At 49.2% G+C, this 19647-nt stretch carries 18 protein-coding genes; 3 read left to right on the plus strand and 15 right to left on the minus strand.

Annotated features, from left to right (window positions below):
- Positions 1 to 33: 33 nt before the first annotated feature.
- From FMN63_RS14770 to FMN63_RS14830, 13 genes are all read right to left on the minus strand, one after another.
- Complete coding sequence (locus FMN63_RS14770; protein WP_148584704.1) at positions 34 to 1710, minus strand: glycosyltransferase family 2 protein; 1677 nt, start codon at positions 1708 to 1710, stop codon at positions 34 to 36.
- Between the two features lie 21 nt (positions 1711 to 1731).
- The gene (locus tag FMN63_RS14775) at positions 1732 to 2703 is read right to left on the minus strand and encodes a hypothetical protein (RefSeq protein ID WP_148584705.1); all 972 of its coding nucleotides are present in this window, start codon (positions 2701 to 2703) and stop codon (positions 1732 to 1734) included.
- 101 nt (positions 2704 to 2804) lie between these two features.
- Entirely contained in the window at positions 2805 to 4106 is a 1302-nt protein-coding gene (locus FMN63_RS14780) for a nucleotide sugar dehydrogenase (RefSeq protein WP_148584706.1), read from the minus strand.
- Positions 4106 to 5824, minus strand: a complete 1719-nt coding sequence (locus FMN63_RS14785) for an HAD-IIIC family phosphatase (RefSeq protein ID WP_148584707.1) — start codon at positions 5822 to 5824, stop codon at positions 4106 to 4108. The genes FMN63_RS14780 and FMN63_RS14785 overlap by 1 nt, the downstream gene beginning before the upstream one ends.
- A gap of 186 nt (positions 5825 to 6010) precedes the next feature.
- Positions 6011 to 7057 (minus strand): DUF6716 putative glycosyltransferase, encoded by a 1047-nt coding sequence (locus FMN63_RS14790; protein WP_353619223.1) that lies wholly within the window; start codon positions 7055 to 7057, stop codon positions 6011 to 6013.
- On the minus strand, positions 7054 to 7269 hold the full coding sequence (locus FMN63_RS14795) for a hypothetical protein (protein WP_148584709.1): 216 nt from the start codon (positions 7267 to 7269) through the stop codon (positions 7054 to 7056). Before FMN63_RS14795 ends, FMN63_RS14790 begins: the two co-directional genes overlap by 4 nt.
- Positions 7270 to 7303: 34 nt before the next feature.
- The gene (locus tag FMN63_RS14800; protein ID WP_148584710.1) at positions 7304 to 8527 is read right to left on the minus strand and encodes a DUF6716 putative glycosyltransferase; all 1224 of its coding nucleotides are present in this window, start codon (positions 8525 to 8527) and stop codon (positions 7304 to 7306) included.
- Between the two features lie 5 nt (positions 8528 to 8532).
- A complete protein-coding gene (locus FMN63_RS14805) occupies positions 8533 to 9708 on the minus strand; it encodes an acylneuraminate cytidylyltransferase (protein ID WP_148584711.1) in 1176 nt (391 codons plus the stop codon).
- Between the two features lie 5 nt (positions 9709 to 9713).
- Positions 9714 to 10643, minus strand: coding sequence for an N-acetylneuraminate synthase family protein (locus FMN63_RS14810; RefSeq protein ID WP_148584712.1), 930 nt, complete (start codon positions 10641 to 10643; stop codon positions 9714 to 9716).
- 171 nt (positions 10644 to 10814) lie between these two features.
- The gene (locus FMN63_RS14815; protein WP_148584713.1) at positions 10815 to 11861 is read right to left on the minus strand and encodes a capsular polysaccharide export protein, LipB/KpsS family; all 1047 of its coding nucleotides are present in this window, start codon (positions 11859 to 11861) and stop codon (positions 10815 to 10817) included.
- Positions 11862 to 11913: 52 nt separating this feature from the next.
- On the minus strand, positions 11914 to 13242 hold the full coding sequence (locus tag FMN63_RS14820) for a KpsE/RkpR family capsule polysaccharide export protein (RefSeq protein ID WP_162530046.1): 1329 nt from the start codon (positions 13240 to 13242) through the stop codon (positions 11914 to 11916).
- A gap of 34 nt (positions 13243 to 13276) precedes the next feature.
- A complete protein-coding gene (locus tag FMN63_RS14825) occupies positions 13277 to 13936 on the minus strand; it encodes an ABC transporter ATP-binding protein (protein ID WP_148584715.1) in 660 nt (219 codons plus the stop codon).
- Entirely contained in the window at positions 13933 to 14721 is a 789-nt protein-coding gene (locus tag FMN63_RS14830; RefSeq protein ID WP_148584716.1) for an ABC transporter permease, read from the minus strand. Before FMN63_RS14830 ends, FMN63_RS14825 begins: the two co-directional genes overlap by 4 nt.
- A gap of 622 nt (positions 14722 to 15343) precedes the next feature.
- Here FMN63_RS14830 and FMN63_RS14835 point away from each other — a divergent pair.
- Entirely contained in the window at positions 15344 to 16636 is a 1293-nt protein-coding gene (locus FMN63_RS14835; protein WP_148584717.1) for an Hsp70 family protein, read from the plus strand.
- 55 nt (positions 16637 to 16691) lie between these two features.
- Here FMN63_RS14835 and FMN63_RS14840 read toward each other — a convergent pair whose 3' ends face one another.
- Entirely contained in the window at positions 16692 to 17006 is a 315-nt protein-coding gene (locus FMN63_RS14840; protein WP_148584718.1) for a DUF1905 domain-containing protein, read from the minus strand.
- 65 nt (positions 17007 to 17071) lie between these two features.
- Entirely contained in the window at positions 17072 to 17590 is a 519-nt protein-coding gene (locus FMN63_RS14845) for a glycine cleavage system transcriptional repressor (protein WP_162855034.1), read from the minus strand.
- A 661-nt stretch (positions 17591 to 18251) separates the two neighbouring features.
- Here FMN63_RS14845 and FMN63_RS14850 point away from each other — a divergent pair.
- Complete coding sequence (locus tag FMN63_RS14850; RefSeq protein ID WP_148584720.1) at positions 18252 to 18491, plus strand: DUF6732 family protein; 240 nt, start codon at positions 18252 to 18254, stop codon at positions 18489 to 18491.
- The gene (locus FMN63_RS14855) at positions 18488 to 19645 is read left to right on the plus strand and encodes a sirohydrochlorin chelatase (protein WP_148584721.1); all 1158 of its coding nucleotides are present in this window, start codon (positions 18488 to 18490) and stop codon (positions 19643 to 19645) included. The genes FMN63_RS14850 and FMN63_RS14855 overlap by 4 nt, the downstream gene beginning before the upstream one ends.
- The last annotated feature ends 2 nt before the right edge of the window (positions 19646 to 19647 follow it).

A 19647-nucleotide genomic window follows, 5' to 3' on the forward strand; every position in this document is an offset into this window, starting at 1 on the left:
CCTCCTGCGAAAGCTGGCTCTAAGGCGACATAGTTATTTTTCTACCGGTACTTTCATAACTTGTGAAACGCGATCGACTGCAGGTGCCAGCGACAGGCCCTCATAAGTATCATGAACTTGCTTCAAATAACCATCGATAACAAGTTCTCCATCGGTTTTTCGCTGAGTGTAGACGGCCTGTAATATTTTCTTGTATTTTAGGCGATCTTCATTTCTACGGAGCTTATCAAGCTTCCCCTCCCCTGTTGTTGTCAAACTTGTTTGGTGGAGGTCTGCTATGTACAAAACTTTTTTCAGATATGCGTCTTTAAGAGGACCTATTATTGCGTCCATCCTACGGGCGAATTCGAAGTCCGCATCGTATCTCACAGCTTCAAAAAGACCAGTTTTCTCAAACAGTTTACGAGCGTAGAAGAAACATGCACCAGCGGGATGTTCATACAAGTTAGGAAACCACGGCTGCAGCATTATCTTGCCGTCCCTGCGTAACCTAATTGTTTTTGAATAAGAATAGAGGTTGTCTGGTCTGTTTTTCATGTACCCAACATGTTGGCTCAGTCTTTGTGGGTGCGAAATGTCATCACCATCGTTAATACATAGGTAGACACCTTCTGATGCTTTAATGCCAATATTCCTGCAAACATATGGACCGTTACTCGCACTAACAGATATTACTTTTATGTTTGCATTGCTTTTTTCTTTAACTCGATGTACTATTGCTAGAGTATTGTCCTCGCTGGCATCGTCAACCACAATAATTTCAGTGTTTTCATAGTCTTGGTTTATTACTGAATTAAGTGCTATCTCGATGGTATCTTGACAATCTTTTACAGGCATAATGATCGATACCAAATCCTGATCACCAGATCTTTTGCTCTTCTCTTCATCAAATCCAATATTGAAAATATTTATTACCCTGTTTGGGTCTAGAATAACTGGGGCTGATATTTTCTGGCGCGAGAAAAAACTGCGAAGATAAGCTGAAGCCTCAACATGCTTAGCAATTGGATCGCCCAAAACTGCATAATTATAGGCAAGAAGTTGAGTTTCGTTAGGCTTTTTTGCATCGATTTGGTCGATACTACCCATGAAATACATAGCTTTACGAACCTGATCTGTATCTAAGGACACAGCAGATGCTCTTGATAAAAGTCTTATCCTCTGATTATTGCTAAGGTTGCTAATAAGAATTTTCTTAGCATCCAATTCCTGGCCAGCATTCCACTTTTCCTGCATATATAGTTCGATTAAGGCGGAGTGAAGCCACTCTTCATCATGACAACACAACACCTCCAGAACGTGGGATGCTTCCTTTTCTCTCTGCATCCTGATTGCTGATCTGATTATTTGCCGTGCCAATAACCCCCGCACACTATTTGGTATGACCGTTTTTTGTGCTATTTTAAGTGTAACATCACGTATATCATCAAAAAGTATGTCATAAACATCAAATTTTATGGATACATAGCAGTTAAATAGATCCCTCAAGTCTTGAGAAAGCGCTTCAGAATATTTTTTTTCCTTTAGATAAGTATTCAATCTATCGTGCGAATATCCCAGCCTTGGAAATTCATTGAATGCTTTCTCAAGTGCTTCATAGTAAAATGAAACATAAAACTTTTCTTCCCTTGCTTCCTGTGCTTCAGGCCCCTTTTCCGCTACTGAACCTTTTCTTATTTTTCTCTTCCAAAAACTTTGGAGCTTTCCCATTACAACGCCTTTTGACCTCGGTTAATATGTGATTACTATCGGGTCAGGGATCATATTGAGATGGTACTTTTGAATAATCTCAATATGCGTCCTGCGCTTCCCCGTAAAGTATCTCTCAGGCATCTTAAAAATTGCCGTCTTCTGCTCGCCCTTTGAATACCAGTTCAGATAGTCAAAAACTGTGCTGGCTGTTCCGGCAACAAGCTGAGGTCTTACCATGTTTGTAAAGATAAAATCTTCGATTGGCCCCTCCCAGTCAACACGTTCGAAACCCCATTTGGATTTCAGGTTATTTAGATGGCCCCCGGTTTCTTTTCTATGTGGAAAATATTTTATAAGTCCGTCAATTCTATCTTTGTATACCCCCAATAACTCCTCGTAACACTTTGGGGATGTTATCTTTGTTTGAAGATGATTTGTTCCTATTATCCAGGTTTCATCTGCTATATTTAAGTCTTGAAATTTTATATCTAATAGATCCGGCTTTATTTTTTCATAATAATCATTCAACGGCACATTAAATTCATATATCGATTGATAGCAAACTCTTTGAGGTCCAAGCAAATTCATTCTAATATTTGCTGATTTCAACAGTTCAAAAAAATGCTTTTTACGGAAGTTCGCGCTGTCGGACTGCAAATTGAGATGTTGGAATGTGTTACGGTTGTTGGCCACTTGCGGCGCAACACTTCCATCGTCAATTAGATATACGAGTTCTTCACCTAGCATCTCAATAACCATTAAGGCAGGCAATTCTCGAATATCGCCGACCGTTAGGCTTGATATATTTCCCCTAATGGCCCCTATTTCTTTTGAAATCGTTTCTTTAAGTTTCCTGATTCCTTGAACCCTCAAATGGTCCGGAACGTTTGGCTTGAGTCGCCTCGCTTGGTCACCAGGAAAATCGTCAAAAACTTTAACGTTGGGCCAACTACTTGAATTTGATTCTGCCAAAATTTGCGAATTCGTATTCTCATCAGAGCCAAGGACCAACCAAAGAGTCGAGTCCTCAGACTTGATTTCACGAGCCTTCCTAGCGAGTTTAGCGAACCGTATCTGCGTGGGAGACTGCATCAGAAACACATGCATCTGCTTCACAACCTATACACGTTTTCTGCGTCGCCTTTTATCACTTTCCTAGTGTCAAAAACGATAGCAGATTTGTTTGCTATCAAATTCCAGTCGATAACGTCATGGTCGGTCAAAATTAAAGTTGCATCGTTTGCTTCTAGACTTTTTTCCAAGTTTTCCGTCACACTAAAATTACAATCCTCTTTCGAAATCGTTGCGACGGGATCATATACAGTTACGTTTGCGCCTAAATTTTGTAAATTTTTAATCACATCCAGAGATGCACTTTCTCGTGTATCGGATACATTCTTCTTGTAGGAAATTCCAACAATAAGAATAGAAAAATCTTTCTGAATAGGATTTTTTTCCTGAAGTATTTTTAGGGCGTGAGAGGCAATGTATCTAGGCATTCCACTATTTACGTCGTGAGCTAGCGAAATAAATCTACCTTCCATCCCTAGCAAAGATAGTTTCCAATTCAGATAAAGCGGATCAATTGGTATACAATGCCCCCCAATCCCAGGTCCCGGCAAGAAAGGCATAAAACCAAAAGGCTTGGAAGAAGCCGCTTCCACTACCTCCCAGATATCGATATCAAGATGCTTTAGAAGTACCTTCATTTCATTTACGAATGCGATATTCACTGCGCGAAAGGCATTTTCATATATTTTTGTGCACTCAGCAACAGCAGAGCTTGAAACTGGATATACTCTTTCAATAAACTTCGAGTAGAAAAGCTCCGCAGCGGATCGAGAGTATTTATCATCTGCACCAACAACCTTTGTGATTGTTTTTGTAGTAAAGTTTATATTTCCAGGATCTTCTCTCTCCGGAGAATACGCAACGAAATAATCTTCTCCAACTACCCTACCAAACTCCGGAGCCGCTTCAATCAAGTACTGTTTTGTTGTACCCGGGTAGGTAGTTGATTCAATTACAACGAGCTGATCAGACCTCGAATGAACGAGCACGCTCTTTATCGCCGCAGCAAGGGGAGCTAAGTCAGGCTGGTGTCTTTGATCCAGCGGTGTCGGTACGCATATCACGACTACATCTGCTTCACGAATACTGGAGAAGCTATCCGTAACGATCAGACTTTCGGCTTCGATATGTGACCAGAGTGAATCGTATCTCCATGGAGTAAGAAATGGCCTACGATCAAGTAAATCATGTATGCGGTTTTCATTAATATCAACCCCGATACATTTTTTGAAGCCCGCGCTCAAAATAGTTGCCAGCAGCGGGATCCCAACATATCCTAAACCGACTACTGCAACTACACTAGTCTTATTATCTATCTTCTCTAACAAGCGTGCCACACCCATTATATTTTCTTCCTTTTAGCTATCTTCTCTACCAGTGTCTTTAGTTCCTCTGATATATGAGCGTACACGTGCGGCTGATAATGTCTTATGCTGTTTGTTAAGTCTTCGGGTGAATTGATGTATGGTTTCACGTCTAAGATCGAACAGCGTTCTCGTCTGCTTGCGAACTCGATTAAGGCTTCATTCATTTCTCGGTGACGTGATACAGCAGCTCTCTCCTTTGAGGGCCGATAAGCAACCTCGCCTGCATTAACAAAAACAAAATGTGTATCCGGCATTTTATCCATAATAAAATCTATATTTACTCTCATAATATCTTTCGTTATTTGGCCTGCATGAAGATAATTTTCTTTTATATTAGCTTTAAAAGCATCCAAGTGCTTTGATTGAGAAGGAAATCTCTTTTTATAGTAATTGATAGTCTCATCTTTTATTACGTTATTGTATCCACCAAAAGGTACAATGTGCCCATCCTGAACATTGACATACAGCTCTTGCGTAAAATCCATCAATAGACTCCATATCAGAATATCAGGCTGCTCCTCAAAGATCTTCGAGGAAAATGCATTCTTGTCCAGGAAGGGCCAACTTCCGACAATGTCATCCTTTTTTTCTTTGGTTAAACTCGATTGTTGAATCAAGAAGAATGAGTGGTCATGATGAAAAGGTATTCCTCCGTTCGTGGTACCATTGATCTCAGTAATTACGTTGAATTCATCTTGATTCAGACCGTTAGTGATCCGCTCAAGGTCACAACCACCTTTAAAAAATATTGTAACTTCTTTTTTAACCGTTTTGAAAACGATTTCTTTTTCTTCAATTTCTAGCCAGTCGACATCTAATACGGAGGTCAGGTCAGACGAAACTGGGCCTACGACATCAATCTTAGGGCTACCTAGGTATTCACGGTAAATGAATTGCTCAATACCTGAGTTCATCATTCTACACGACCAAACAAAATCCAACAGTTCTCTTTTCACGCGATCCAGGGCGTAAAATCCAATAATACCAGAATTTCCATACTTATCCTTACATGATATAACTGCAGTTTCTATTCCCTCATCTTTCAGCAAGGAGTATGCTTCTTGACGTTCAAATCTACGCTTCGTAAAATTCAACTGATTTGTGCGATTGACCAGCTCTAACACCCTATCGATATGCTTAAGTGGCGCATTATCGACAGTTAACACTATTTCGGAGTTTCGCAAAAATTCTTCGTTGTTGTGATATTCTCTTTTCGCCGTGCTTTTTTTCTCGTTAATTTTGTACTGCTGAAGCCTTGTAAATTCGCCATCGTTCTTTCCTTCTACGTCGAAATATATCCCAATTTTCGATAATTCAGACGCATCCAAGACGTTCAAATCAGAACTATAGTATTTAGCCTCTTCGAGGTTTTGCTTGAGGTCGTCAATGAACAATACATTTTCGCTTCTCAGGCCCACCTCATGAATAAGACGGTTAATTCGAGGCCCCTTAGGTGTCCAATCAATTGAGGGAAAAACGAAATAATCATCAACTAAAAATTCTTTTAATTTGTCTAGCGCTTCCTTGTGGTCGTTTTTAGAACATATCGATGATATGATTCCTTTTGCCGCTAGGTTTTTAACTATTTCGATGCATTCATCTCGAGGCGTGACACCGCCTTCTGTTAAGGTACCAGACCAGAATGTTTCATCCAGATCCCAGATTACTAGTTTAATTTGAGGCTTACGTTCCATGGCACCCGCTTTTGTTCTGAGAGAATCTTATCGAGTTTTAGCTAGAATTTTATACCCGACTTGCTAGCTCATTTCATCCTAACTATTGGCAATAAATTTGTGTAATATCCAGAAATAAACCTGACTGATAAAGCAAACTTATTGTTCATTTATTCCCCAAGCTCGTAGAGGTCAATCTGGTTAGATTCAATTCGTCTTCTGAAACTCAGTAATAGCTTGTATAAGATCTTTAAAAATGGTCTCATCTCTGAAGTGTCCATCCAACCAGGTTTTTCGGGGTTTCTGGTAATCGAGATGCAGGACGCTTTTCAAAGGCAACACCAGCCCACTTTCGCAGAATATTCGACGCATCTGCTTGGCCAAGCGATCCTTGTAGTTTTCCACATAGTCGACATAGACAATTGTCGGCACCCCCGCACTGATCGCATCCATGGCCGCTGTGGACGTGCACGTGATCGCAATGGAGGCCTTCGATAAAGCTTCCTTCATTGAGCAGGCAGAAAACTCAATATTGTCCGGAACATCCCACAGGTCTCCGAAAAGCTCCGGATAATTGTATTCTTCCTTGTGGACGTGCACGGTGTTCTCCGTCGGAAGATGGCGCAACTTGACAACCATCTTGCGCTCGGGATTGGCCAACGCAATTGCCTTGAGCACTTCTGCCATATGCAGCCGGCCATTGTAGCTCTTAGGGCTGATCGCCTGTGCGAAGAAATAGACGTCTCCACCGGCATCGTCTAGAAGACTGGTCGGTTTCATGAAATAGGGATGCCCCCAGGCAACCTGCTTTCGACGCGAACCGCCAATATTTGTGCCATAGGAGTCGACATCTTGCTGGTTGTTGAGAAAAAGAACGTCGAAGTTTCTTCTGTTATGAATTCCCTTTTCGGGTGTAAATTCCAGCCCAGGCTGGAAGGCGATGAAACAGGGCCTATTGTTGCCCGCCATATACCTTCTCTCGTTGACCAGAGCACGAAGTTCCTTGGTCACCTTGCACACAACCACGGCGTCGTAATCGGCGATACTGTCGGCTGAGATTACACGCTCGTCCGCCAGAATATCCGGACCTTTCTCGAGATTGATTTTCATCTGGCGCTCCGAAATGTCGGCCGCATCCCGTGTGTGTGCCATATAGTAGGTTGAGCAGCTGCTCCCGGCTAGGGAAAGTTGCTCTTTCATCTTAGCGGCAAACAAGAGAGTTGAATCATCGTAGAATGGTAGAAGAATTTTCACTTTTTCAAATCTCGCAAAAAGTCCTGAAGCACCTGTGTTTGCCTCGCATCATGTTCATTATTGGCCCGTTCCAGTAACTCGGTCGCGGCTTCCTGCACATGTTGCCCTCTTTGGTCAAGTTTCGACAGATAACCGCCGTGCAAGGCGTCGACAATCGAAATACAAAGTTCGGACATTTTTTTGAGCACGAGGTTCACCAGTTGGCCTTTCAATAACGCATCATGCACGGGACGCTGGGAAACAGGCTTATTTCCCGGCTGAAGTTTTCAGTTTCAGAGTAGAAATCAGTGACGCTAAAAGCTTGCGCTTGCTCTTGAAAGCTCTGGACAAATAAAAGCGTTTTCCGATTGCGAGCAATTCCGATCGCAACGCGTCCGAATTTTCACAACCACGAGCCGCGCTTCGTGTCGGTATTCCCCTTTTGCCTGCCCGGTCCATTGCCTCCAAAACTAATTGACCAATGGACAAGGCAGGATCACAGGCGAATTTTTCACGCCACTTTTGACTGACACGCGGAGGGGTCTGCAAGTCCACTTGTTCAAAATTCCGGAGCAATCCGGAGCCATAAAAATACTGCAACCCATAATCGTCATGGGCTCCAAAATCCGAGATCAGAGTTGTTGGAATTTCCGCATGGATCGCCTCCACCGCAACCGTTGAAGAAATCGTCAGACAATGGGAAGCCCTTGCAAGCAGGGAGGGTGCACGTTCCTCTGTCAAGCGAATATTACCCGGGATCTCATCACCCGACTTTGAAACTTCCTGAAACAGGTGATCAATTGCGTGCCATGTCCGGTGTAGAGTTGCCTTCCTGCCGGTGGCGCGCGCCTTGATAAGAAACTCTTTCTGCGAATAACGCCTAGCCAAGCCGAAAAGCTGTTTAACCATAAACTTGCGCTCATAGTAATAGCGCGGAATGACGGCCTGCTCGAAGAAGACGACGGGCCCGGCATCGTCGGCTCCCGGCAACCTTTCCACCTTATCGAGGAGGGAGGCGTTGCCGAACAGCCTGGCGTTGGAGCTGTCCTGTCCGAATGCTTCGCACATTGCCGAATATGCCTCGACATCCCTCTTGCAGTTCAGCCACAGCTGATCTGCCGGCGTCCGCATGGAAAAGCCGTCGAATGCATAACGCAGGACCAGGCCGGGATAGACACAAATCACCAGTGGCCGCGCACTGCCGATGTCCTCGAGATAGTGGAACAAGTGACGCGTCGACATACCCTCAAGGCACGCCAGAACGATGTCGTAGGACAGGATGTCACCGCTCTGACAGAGATCCTTGATCGTCACGGCCGGAATTGGCTTGCTGAACCCCAACTCGGTTATTTGTTCAACGCTGATCTGCTTCTTCTTACGTGCGCTGACCAATGCGAATTCGACCGAAGCCCCCTGCTTTTCGAAATGCGGTGCTATGAGCCGAACCGTATTCAGGAAGGAATCGTATCCTGCGAGAGCGAGCACACGCATTGGCTTTACTCCACAAAGCCGGCCGCTATCAGATAGTCGCACATTTCGCGAACCGCCCCTTTTCCGCCATCAGCGTTCAAGACACGGTCGGCCACATCCAGCGCGGCAGGATGTGCATCCGCAGGAGCAAAAGACAGTCCACAAATCCGCATGCAGTCAATATCGTTCACGTCATTGCCGATATAAACAATTTCAGTCCACTCAAGCCCTTGTTCCTGACGCCAAGCGTCCAGAACAGGAAGTTTGTCATCAATCTGGTTCATCACCGGCATCTTTAGTTTTTCCGCCCTTGCCAGGACGACCGGATTAGCCTCCTTGGAGAGGACCATCAGCTTGACGTTTCTCTTGCGCAGTAGTTCGAGACCAAGGCCATCCCTTCGGCTGCAGGTAACGGACTCGCGGCCGTATTGGTCCACGGTTACTCTATCATCCGTATGAACGCCGTCGAAATCCGTGATAACCGCCTTGATCTTGTGTGTCTGGGCTGCAGGTTCTTCGAAACGATTGAGCGCGCGCAGGAAGGCCTCGACTACTTCCCAGTCTTCCTGGCTGTCGATTTCCACGGTCGGACCATTGACCGGTACCATCACAGTCGGTCCGCAGAACCGTTCCTTTTTTTCGAGAAAGGACGGTACACGCATCGCATAAATCGCACCGTTTTCCCGATAACGCAGTTTCATGTCCTGACGGCGCTGACGCGGTTTGCTGTGGTCGTGTGTAATCCCCTCAGCGAAACCGTCCTCACCTTCCTGCCAGATGAACCCATGATCTTCCACAACGGAGAGCGCAGCCTTTGCGCCTTTGCCGACAATGCTCTCCAAGACAAGATCGATGTCTTCGGGACGGGTAAAGGCTGACGTGCATTGCAGCATTACAATATAGTCCGGCAAGACACGCCCTTGTGCCTGGATCCATTCGAGCGCGTGCAGGAGTGCCGATTCCGAGCTTGCAGTATTATTGCTCAGCTCCTCTGGGCGGCGAATAACAGTCGCGCCTGCTTCTGCGGAGATCCGCAGAACATCTTCGTCATTGCTGGTGACGAAGACTTCATTTATCGACTTGGCCTGCAATGCTGTTTGGACAGTGCGGGCAACAAGGGGTACGCCTAGAAGAGGACGTATATTTTTGCCGGGGAGGCCGACTGAGCCTCCCCGAGCCGGAATAACAGCAATGACGTCCATTTGACTTAAGACACCTGGCGGATGTTGGTCCCGTGCTTTTCCTCACGCCATTTCAGCTTGTCGCGCTGCACTTTCTCGACATCAAGAAGATCGGATTTTTTGAACTCGAGTGCTTTGGCAACATTGTGCAGATCGCGGCACATACGGCGAAGCCCGTCCGGCTCAAGGCTGGCTGCGTGGTCAGTACCTTTCCAGGTCCGGTCGAGGGTGAAGTGTCGCTCGATATATTCGAACTTACCCTTGCCATAACGCTCGTAACCGGCGGCCCCGAGAGCCATGGCCGCAACGTCAGCGGCAATCCCCAGATGGTGACCTGAGAAACCGATGGACTTGACGCGGTCGCCGTATTTTTCCTGAAGCGTGTTGATTTCCATCAGGCAAAGGTCTTCAAAGGCAACAGGGTATCCGGAGGTGCAGGCATAAACCACGAGGTCCTTGGCACGGCCGTGCTTCTCGTAGAAGGCAATGACCTTTTCGATTTCGTCTCGCGTGGTCATTCCGGTCGAAACGTGGATCTCACCGTCATAGTTCTTGCAAAGAAACTCCTGCAAGACGAAGTGCTGGTTGGTTGCAGACGGCAATTTTATCAGGTTCGGTTTCAGCGCTGCGATTTCCTGCGCGGAAGTCAGGTCCCAGACCGATGTGGAATAGTCGATGCCAGCAAGTCGGCACTCTTCCTGCAGCTCCTTGTGCTGACCGACAGAAAACTCAAGATATTCGCGGTGCGCACCATACGTCGGACCATAAGAATTTTCCGGCACCGGATGCGGGGTGTCATATTCTTCGGGCGTCAGAAGCTCACGATTGTGCCGTTTCTGAAATTTCGCTACATCCGCACCGCATATCTTGCTCGCAACCTGAATCAGTTCCTTGGCGATATCCATGTCGCCTTTGTGATTACAGCCGATCTCGGCGATAACTTTTACTTCAACCATTTTGTCACCTTTTCGGCCAAATTTGAACCTTGGTTGGCATCTAGCTACAAGCCGTTTCGCCTGAATTAGTTGCCATTCCTTTTGCCGCTCTATTCCCATATCCCTGTGGCAAGGACAAGAGCAGACTGGGATTTTTCTTAACACCAACTACTCGTCACACTTGCCTAAAATTTAAACGTCAGAAATGAGTTTCTGTGCTGTTTGAAAACTCTTTCGTCTTTGTGACAAAACGTCGATTGCTTCATGGATATTCATCAACGATTTGCTTTCGTGATCAATATAAAAGCTATAATCAATATAGGCACCCGCGAAAACTGCCTCGACTGTCGCCGTTTTGCGCCGGGACATCTGGGTCGCCGATCGATCACAAGTTATGCCCCAACCGCCATAGAATGGCGTTCCAAAACAATGGACCTCACACCCAGCCAAAACACCCTCAAAACCTAACTGGCTTGAAACGCAATAAACCTTTGCACATGCCTCCAAAAGCACCCAAGGATTGACGGGCTCTGACATGAACCTCAGCCGGCCTTCCAGATGACAGCGTTCCAGCTCGCTATTCTTTTTGGCAAGACTTACCAGTCGGTCTAGGCTGAAATGCCCTAATTTTTGACCAAGCATCGTTTCAGGATGTACTCGCAACAGAATTTCAGAGCCCGGGTTTTCCGAGACAGCAGCCGCCAACATAACATCAAAGCTTTCAGCCGTCGCGCCGGCACCAATAATAGATGCGTCCCCCGCTGTCTGATCTACTACCAGCACCCGCTCCTTTCTGTCTGATGACAAAAGGTCAATTTTGCCGAGATTATCAATCAATGCATAGTTGTATTTAGATAATCGACTCGCGCGCAGATGCTCCATCGCCCGAATAACACTCATTTCGCTACCAATAGATTGACGACGGTTGATGCACGTTTCGACATCACTCGGCCGGGACGCATCATAATAGATACCAGTCCGATCCATTACCATTCCAAGTGGCATTTCCGAGTCACCAGGCAAAATGGACCGTAGAAAGCCATCCTCAAAGGCCACATAAGGCTTTTTAAGCTTGCGAGCCTTTTGTCGGGCCTTTGCTGCAGTAGGCTTGTGCCCCCAGCCCGCGATAGCATCAAGCTGACCTCCCCAATATGCAAGCTTGCAAGCTTCGCCATCAGTCAGTAACTCGACCGCGTCACGAAGGCGCCATAGGCCAGATGTCGCTAGACCAATATTCATTTAACTCATTTTTGCATTGCGATGGAGAACTAGCAGAAACCAGTGGCTAGGATTATGTACGGTCTCGCACATTATAGTACATCAGAACCACTACGGACCAAATTCCGGCCAACAGTAAAAATGCGGCAAGCGAATATAATATCCGGCTTGGATATTGCGCATCTTCCGAGAGCGTCGGCTCAATAAAGGTCGCCAAATATAAATGCTTACTGTCCGCTTCCTGACGAGCCTTTTCTAGACTCGCTAGAGATGTAACATAAAGTTGCTGTGCGAACTCTTCTTCCAACGCCAAGTCCGAATAGTCAGCCAATCGAAAAGAAAGTGCCTTTCTGCTTACATTATCAGGATCACCTTGTGGGGAGACACCAGATCCAAGACGCTTACGCGCACTTGAGATTTGACCCTCCAGGGCCTCGATTTGCTGGTTCAGCAGCCTGATGCGCGGGGAGTCCTCGTCCAAGTAACTCATCAGCGTCTTTTTTTCTGCTTCCCGGCTCGCCCTTTGCTGATCCAATCCGGCAATCATTTCCGTAGCAAGCTTGGCATTTTCCTCTGGACTAACTTCCTGCGTCTCGTTCCTATAAGTCAACATTTGCTTGCGAATTGCTTTCAAACGCGCCTCGGCCTTGGCAACGCTTTCTTCCGCAAACCGGACCGTTTCGCGGCGATTAGCTTCCGACAATTCGTTGACCAACCCCTCACTAAGTTTGAGGATAGCTTTGGAAATTTCGACAGAATCTTCCGGTCGAAACGTGCGCACTTCAACCTGAATGACCCCTGAGGTCGCATCGAAGCTGACGTCAACCATATCGTTCCAGTAATTCAACCGGTCTTCAACCGGTAGATCCTTGCCCATGCTGAAAAGAAAATCTGAAGGTTCTCGATTAAATATGGCTTGAAGGTCCAGTGTTTGAGGCAAGTCCTTAAGCACAGCTTGACTTCTTAAATAGTCTGTAAGAATATAACTATCTGATGATGTTGATTCACTTGCCCCTCCCATGACCATACCAAGTATTTCCGTAGCAGCAACAGGATTAGAACTGCGCACTGAAAACGCCGTCTTGCTATGATACTGATCGCTCGCCCAGAAGAACATATAAACGGAAAAGACGGTGGCCGGGACAGCAACGAAGAACAGGAAGCCAAGCACAATCATTCTATGCCGCCTCTTCGTGACAGACTTTGCTGTTGATCCGGGCAATGCAAGATCTAAAAGTTTTTGTGGATCGAGACCGGACTTCTTAAGCCTCGTTACGAGCCCCCCCTCCTTTATCCTTGATTTGGCAACGCCCCCCCCCTTTTTTTTGGAAGGAAGATTGAAAACCGCACCTTTAGACGTGTCTATTCCATCTTTTTCAGAAACTTTTCCGACCGCGGACATACTCAATCTAACCTTCATTTCAGACCGGACTAGCCTATCGGCGTGCCATGTTGTCGTTATGCATCCTAATTGCATCGTCAATATCGTTGAAATACGTTAGGCTTCCATCTTCTAACACAATTCCAGTCGTACAATATTCTTTGAGTGAGCCATTCGAATGCGAGACCATAATAATATCTGAGCTCTGAAGTTTTTCTTCGAATACCCGTTTACATTTCCTTTTAAAATTGGAATCTCCCACTGCGGTGATTTCGTCGACCAGATAATAATCGAAATCAATCCCCATACTGACACCGAAAGCAAGGCGCGCTTTCATGCCAGACGAGTAACTTTTTACTGGCATGTAGTAGGATTTACCTAGCTCGGCAAAATCCTGCACATAATCAATTAATTCTTCCGTATCGTGTCCGTAGATACGCGCCACGAACCTGACATTTTGCTCGCCAGTCAAAGTTCCGTTAAAGCTGCCTTGAAACCCTAGAGGAAAGGATACATTTGACAATCGGATGATCCTACCTGATGTCGGTTTTATTGTCCCAGCTATGAGTCTAAGTAATGTTGATTTACCTGCCCCGTTTCGGCCAAGCAGCCCAATACTATTACCCCTGGGAACAGTGAAAGAAACATCTTTTGCAATGTAGCGCATCTCCCCTTTGAACTTGAAGCGCTTGGTCACCCGGTCCAGTCTGATCATTTTGGTTCCCGCAATTGCGCGTCGTAAAGCCAAACAAGAAAAAGGCCGAAAACGATCGAAAACACTGAAAGCCCGAGAACATAGGGCATATCTACGTATGAAGCCCGGTAAGTAGGATAGAACCCAGTTCGGAATAATCCAATTACATGAACTAACGGGTTCCACATTAACCATTCCCTAAAAGGGTGAGGGATAGAATCTGGTAAGAAAAATACACCGGAAACAATAAAGGCGGGACGGTTGATAATGCCCCATATTTGCTGATACGTGCTACTAAGATGAAACCAAACTATATTTGCAGCTCCCACGCCGGCCCCCAAAGTTATGGCGATTGTAGAAGCTAAGAAAATAGGGGCAAGATCGATTCGTTCAAACGGAACTGATAGATACAGCCCTCCAAACAATACAATATTTACAACAAATAATGTTGCGGCCTGCAACACGACTCGACCTATGATTGTATCGTATGGCCTCACCACGGGATAATTCAACAAGGCCTTGTTGGCTTCGACTGCAGCACTCACCTGATCTGACGTAGAGCGATACATATAAAACGCCAGATAACCTGTTGCGAAAAACAATGCAAAACTTCGCCCCAGCGGCGGAACCCTAGCGATTGCAGAGAAAACCGTTGTCATAATCATTATGTACAAGACAGGATCCAGCACCGCCCACATGTAGCCGCCGAACTTGTTGCCGTAGCGGGTGGTCATTTCGCGGACGATCAGGGCGAAAGTAATCGCGAATTGGCGTTTCAGGCTCTGGCGCAATGATTCTGAGTGCATGTTGCCAATCTGCAGTTAATGGTCTCTGATGACGCGCAATCAGAACGTCAACCGTCTGACTGGGTTAGACCTTTGATCATTCCAAGTCCATGTGCTGGCTGCTTTTATCATAAAGAATTTCCGCGCAGCAACATAGTGCCAGAATGTCACGATGAAGAAGGCATTTTAAAGGACATGAATAGCGGGCAGTGAATCGGTTTAATGCTTCCACCAAAAGAAGCCAGGTTGGCAGTGGCCGGACTTGTATGCACACCGTCATCTTTTCGCACCCACAAACCTTCCACCCTTTGGCTCTCCGATTATCAAAGCTGGCGCCTCAGGACCTGCGAATAGGCCCGCCATTAGTTTCCCGTTTTAGTCCTGACCAATTTTTTTTCCAAACGAAACCATTCACTTGATGATTGAAACGCTCACCTTCACCCGATCGAAATCATGCTAAACGTCCCGTTTTGGCTTGCATTTCGTCCTGTTCCCGCATATCCCGCACGACCATTCCATTATCAGAGAGTTCCGCGCGGCCTGATTGCTTGAAGCACCATTGTTTCAAGTACGGCTGGAGGAAGGTCAGTCAGGCTACGAACTGGTTGTGCCACCCGCCCATCGTTTTCAAAAGGAATTCCCCATGTCCCGAACCATCGGCCTCGACTTCGGCACCTCCAACACGGTCGCGGTTTCGGCGCAGGGGGTGGGGGCGACGGCGCCGATCAGTTTTGTTGATGGCAATGACAGTTTCACCTCGCTTCCAACCGTTCTCAGTTTTCTCGACCGGGGGCCTGCCAGGGCGTTGAATGCGGAGGTTGGGCCCTGGGCGATCCGGCAGTTTCTGGAGAGTTTTGGGGATGTGCGGTTTATCCAGTCGCTGAAGACGTTTGCGGCGAGCCGGGTTTTCAAGGGTACGGGCGTGTTCGGCGTCCGGTTTGAGTTTGAAGATCTGATGGCGACGTTTCTGCAGCGGGCGTTTGAGCGGGCTGGGGCTGCGTTTGATCCGGCGGCGACGCGGCTTGTGGTCGGTCGGCCGGTGGAGTTTGCCGGGCACAATCCGGATGAAGGGCTGGCGATGGAGCGGTACCGGAAGGCGTTTCAGAAGGTCGGGTTTGAGGACATCCTTTTCGTGATGGAGCCGGTGGGCGCCGCCTTTTCCTATGCGCAGTCGCTGGAACAGGACACAACCATTCTGGTTGCCGACCTTGGCGGCGGTACGACCGACTATTCGATCATGCGGTTTGAAACCGAAGCCGGGCATCTGAAGGCCACGCCGCTCGGCCGTGGCGGGGTCGGCATTGCCGGCGATACGTTCGATTACCGCATCATCGACAACGTGGTTCTGCCGAAGCTCGGCAAAGGGTCGGCATACAAAAGCATGGGCAAGATCCTGGAGATCCCGCCCAACCTCTTTTCCAACTTTGCGCGCTGGCACATGCTGTCGATCTTCAAGACCTCCGACGATTTCAAGGAAATGAAGAAGCTGCTGCGCTACTGCCTTGAGCCAGAGAAGATCGAACTGTTCATCGACCTGGTGGAAGAGGACCAGGGCTACCCGCTTTACAAATCCGTCTCGGAGACCAAGGCACTGCTGTCGTCCGAAGATGAGGCGGAGCTGACGTTTGCCCCGCTGGGGCCCGACTTCCGGGCAACCGTGAAGCGCGCGGATTTCGACGGCTGGATCGCGCCGGACCTGAAGAAGATGGATCAGGCCCTGGATGTCACGCTGGAAAAGGCCGGCCTGAGCGAAGCCGATATCGACCGGGTGTTCATGACGGGCGGTACGTCTTTCGTGCCTGCAGTGCGCCGCCAGTTCGCCGAACGTTTCGGCCAGGAACGAATTTCCGGCGGGAATGAGCTGACGTCTGTTGCCAACGGTCTGGCCCTGATCGGGGCACGCGCGGATGCGGCCGATTGGGCGCTTGCCACTTGACATTGGCCGGCTGAGACTCACGAAAGACTGACGGTTCAAACCGCCCTCCCCGCGTTCAGAACCCCGGCGGCACCTGCAGCCAAAGGCTCACGTCGACAGTATCTCCCGCTGCAATTTTTTCTTTCTTGCGGACCGCCGCCTTGACCGGCAGCAAAAACGAACCGGACGCTTTGTCCGGCCAGATGGTGGTGCTCCATTCGGCCTTACCGATCCGCGCCTTTACCTTGATCATGCCCCAGGCGCTACCCTTGCGGCTACCTGTGAAAAACCGGATCTGATCGGCACAGACAGACGGTAATGTGACGAAAGTCCAGCCACCTGGACCGGCGGACAGCCAAAGTTCGCCGGTAAAGTCCAGCTGGTCGAGCATTGTGTGCAGCCCCTCTTGTGCCAAGCCTTTCCGGCAAAGCATCCGTCTGGCAGGACTGACAGACTTCAGTCAATCAGATTGATATCCGCCATCAGGTCTCCTGCCATCTCCTGAAGCGCGTCGCTTAAGGCTGCAGGGTCCAGCCCGCTTGGCAGACGCAGATCGGCGGAGGCCTTGAACAGGGCTTCGCCCTGCATCGAGCCGGTGACGACTTCGGTTTCCAGATGCTCGATGCTGACGCCCTTTTCTGAAAGGACGCGCGTAATATCGCGCAGGATGCCCGGGTGGTCCTGAGACACCAGATCCAGATGGGCGGACGCCCCTTTCGGCAATTCGGCGCCCGTCTGGTCGGAGCGAAGGGTGATGTCGATCCCATCGGCGGAAAGAGCCTGCAGCTGTTCCACCAGTTCGTCGGCACGCAGCCCCTCGATCGCGATTCGCACGATACCTGCGAATTCACCACCCAGACGGGCCATGGAACTTTCGATCCAGTTGCCGCCCGTGCCGGCGATGATCTCCGCCATCCGCTCGACCAGGCCAGGACGGTCCTTGGCAATGACCGTGAAAACAAGATGAGTTTGCATGATGCCCCGCTTGCGCATTGGATCTTGAAGCCCCTACTAGACAGCCTCGACGTGCTGAAAACAAGGCTGCACTATCTGCGCACCGGCTGAGGCAGTTCGGCGGACAAACGTCAGAATGGCGCCTCGCAAAGTCGGGTTTGCGATGGAACGGACAGGACTCCGCCACTTTGTGGAATTCTCCTTTACGCTCAACGAGGGTCCTGCGGTACCTCCCGTTTTTGTACCGGTTGGCCGAGGTGGCCGACGGTTGCCGAGGGGATGTATCCACGTGCCATTTACGACGCCGCGCTTGCCCCCCCGAAAGGAGACCGGCTGCCCCCTAATCCAAAGGGATGACAAAGACAAACCGGTTCTTGCCAAGCCCCCCCAAGCAAGCTGTGCTTTTGCCGGTTCCGTACCGTGGCTGCCTTGTGCCAAAGGATGTCGCTTTCATGCTTGATCCGCTATGGTCACTCCCCTAAGGTGCCGCCACCTGACGGCGTCCCGTGGAGGGACTGAAAGCCATTCCGGATGAGGTTGACCCAAACAGGGGACCAAGGTCGGAGCTGTCCAAGGCATCAGCAGATCACCCGGCCCGGCCGGCTTTTGCGCGTGTTTGCTTTCATTCTTCCCGACGCCTGTTACCACGCTGCCGATCCGGTATCAGCCACTGGGGAGAGACATGATCAGTCGGACCATCCTTGCAGGCCTTGCGGCCGTGCTGCCAACCTCCGCCTTTGCCCATGGGGGCCATCTCGGTGAACTCGCCGGTCATTCCCACTGGGTCGGGGTCGCAGCCCTTGCAGGTGCCGCGCTCGTCGCCGGCATCATCGCCCTCAAAGACAAGAAGCAGAAAAAAGCCGAAGACGCGCCAGAAGCCCTTTCGGAAGACGACGAGACTGCCGGAGAAGCGGCTCAATGAGCGAAAAACTTGGACTGATGATCTGTGGCCATGGCAGCCGCAACAAGGGTGCCGTAAAGCAGTTTGCCCAGTTGGCGGAAGGCCTGACGGCCCGCTTTCCCGACTGGCCGGTGGAATATGGCTATCTGGAATTCGCCAATCCTGTGATTCATGACGGCCTGAACAAGCTGCGCGAGGCCGGCTGCACCCGCGTCCTGGCCGTGCCGGGCATGCTGTTTGCCGCGGGTCACGCCAAGAACGACATTCCCTCGGTTCTGAACACCTATCAGGCCATGCATCCGGAGATGACGATCTCCTATGGCCGCGAACTGGCTGTCGACACGCGCATGGTGAAAGCCGCAGCCGCCCGCGTGCAGGAGGCTATCGACGCCGCCGAAAGCGACGTGCCGTTGCACGAAACGCTGCTGATGGTGGTCGGACGGGGCGCTTCCGATCCGGACGCAAACTCCAACGTATGCAAGATTACCCGCTTGCTGTGGGAAGGCTTCGGTTTCGGCTGGGCGGAAACCTGCTATTCCGGCGTCACTTTCCCGCTGGTCGGGCCTGGCCTCGAACATGCGGCGAAGCTCGGCTACAAGCGCGTTATCGTGTTCCCGTATTTCCTGTTCACCGGTGTTCTGGTGCAGCGGATCTATTCGACCACGGACGAAGTCGCCGCCAACCATCCGGAGATCGAATTCCTGAAAGCCGGCTATCTGAACGACCACCCGCAGGTGATCGACACAATGGCCGACCGGGTTCAGGAGATCTTGCAGGGCGCCAACCTGATGAACTGCCAGATGTGCAAGTACCGCGAACAGGTGCTCGGCTTCGAGGCGGAAGTAGGACTGGCGCAAGAAAGCCATCACCACCACGTGGAAGGCCTCGGCGCGGAAGCGGAATGCCAGTTGTGCGATGAGATCTGCACCGGCGCCTGCGAAAAGCAGGTTCAGGCGGGTGGCCATCACCACCACGATCATGATCACCATCTTCACGATCATTCTCATGACAATGGTCACGATCACGCGCATCACCATGGCCACTCTCATGATCATTCGCACGAGCATGAGCATTCACACGGGCACGGGCACGGGCATGATCACGACCATCACCACCACCCCTACCCGCACGCAGACCATCCGCACGGCCCCCGGTCGTTGAACCGCGGAGACTGAGG

The organism is Stappia sp. BW2 (genome assembly GCF_008107695.1).
GTDB lineage: Bacteria > Pseudomonadota > Alphaproteobacteria > Rhizobiales > Stappiaceae > Roseibium.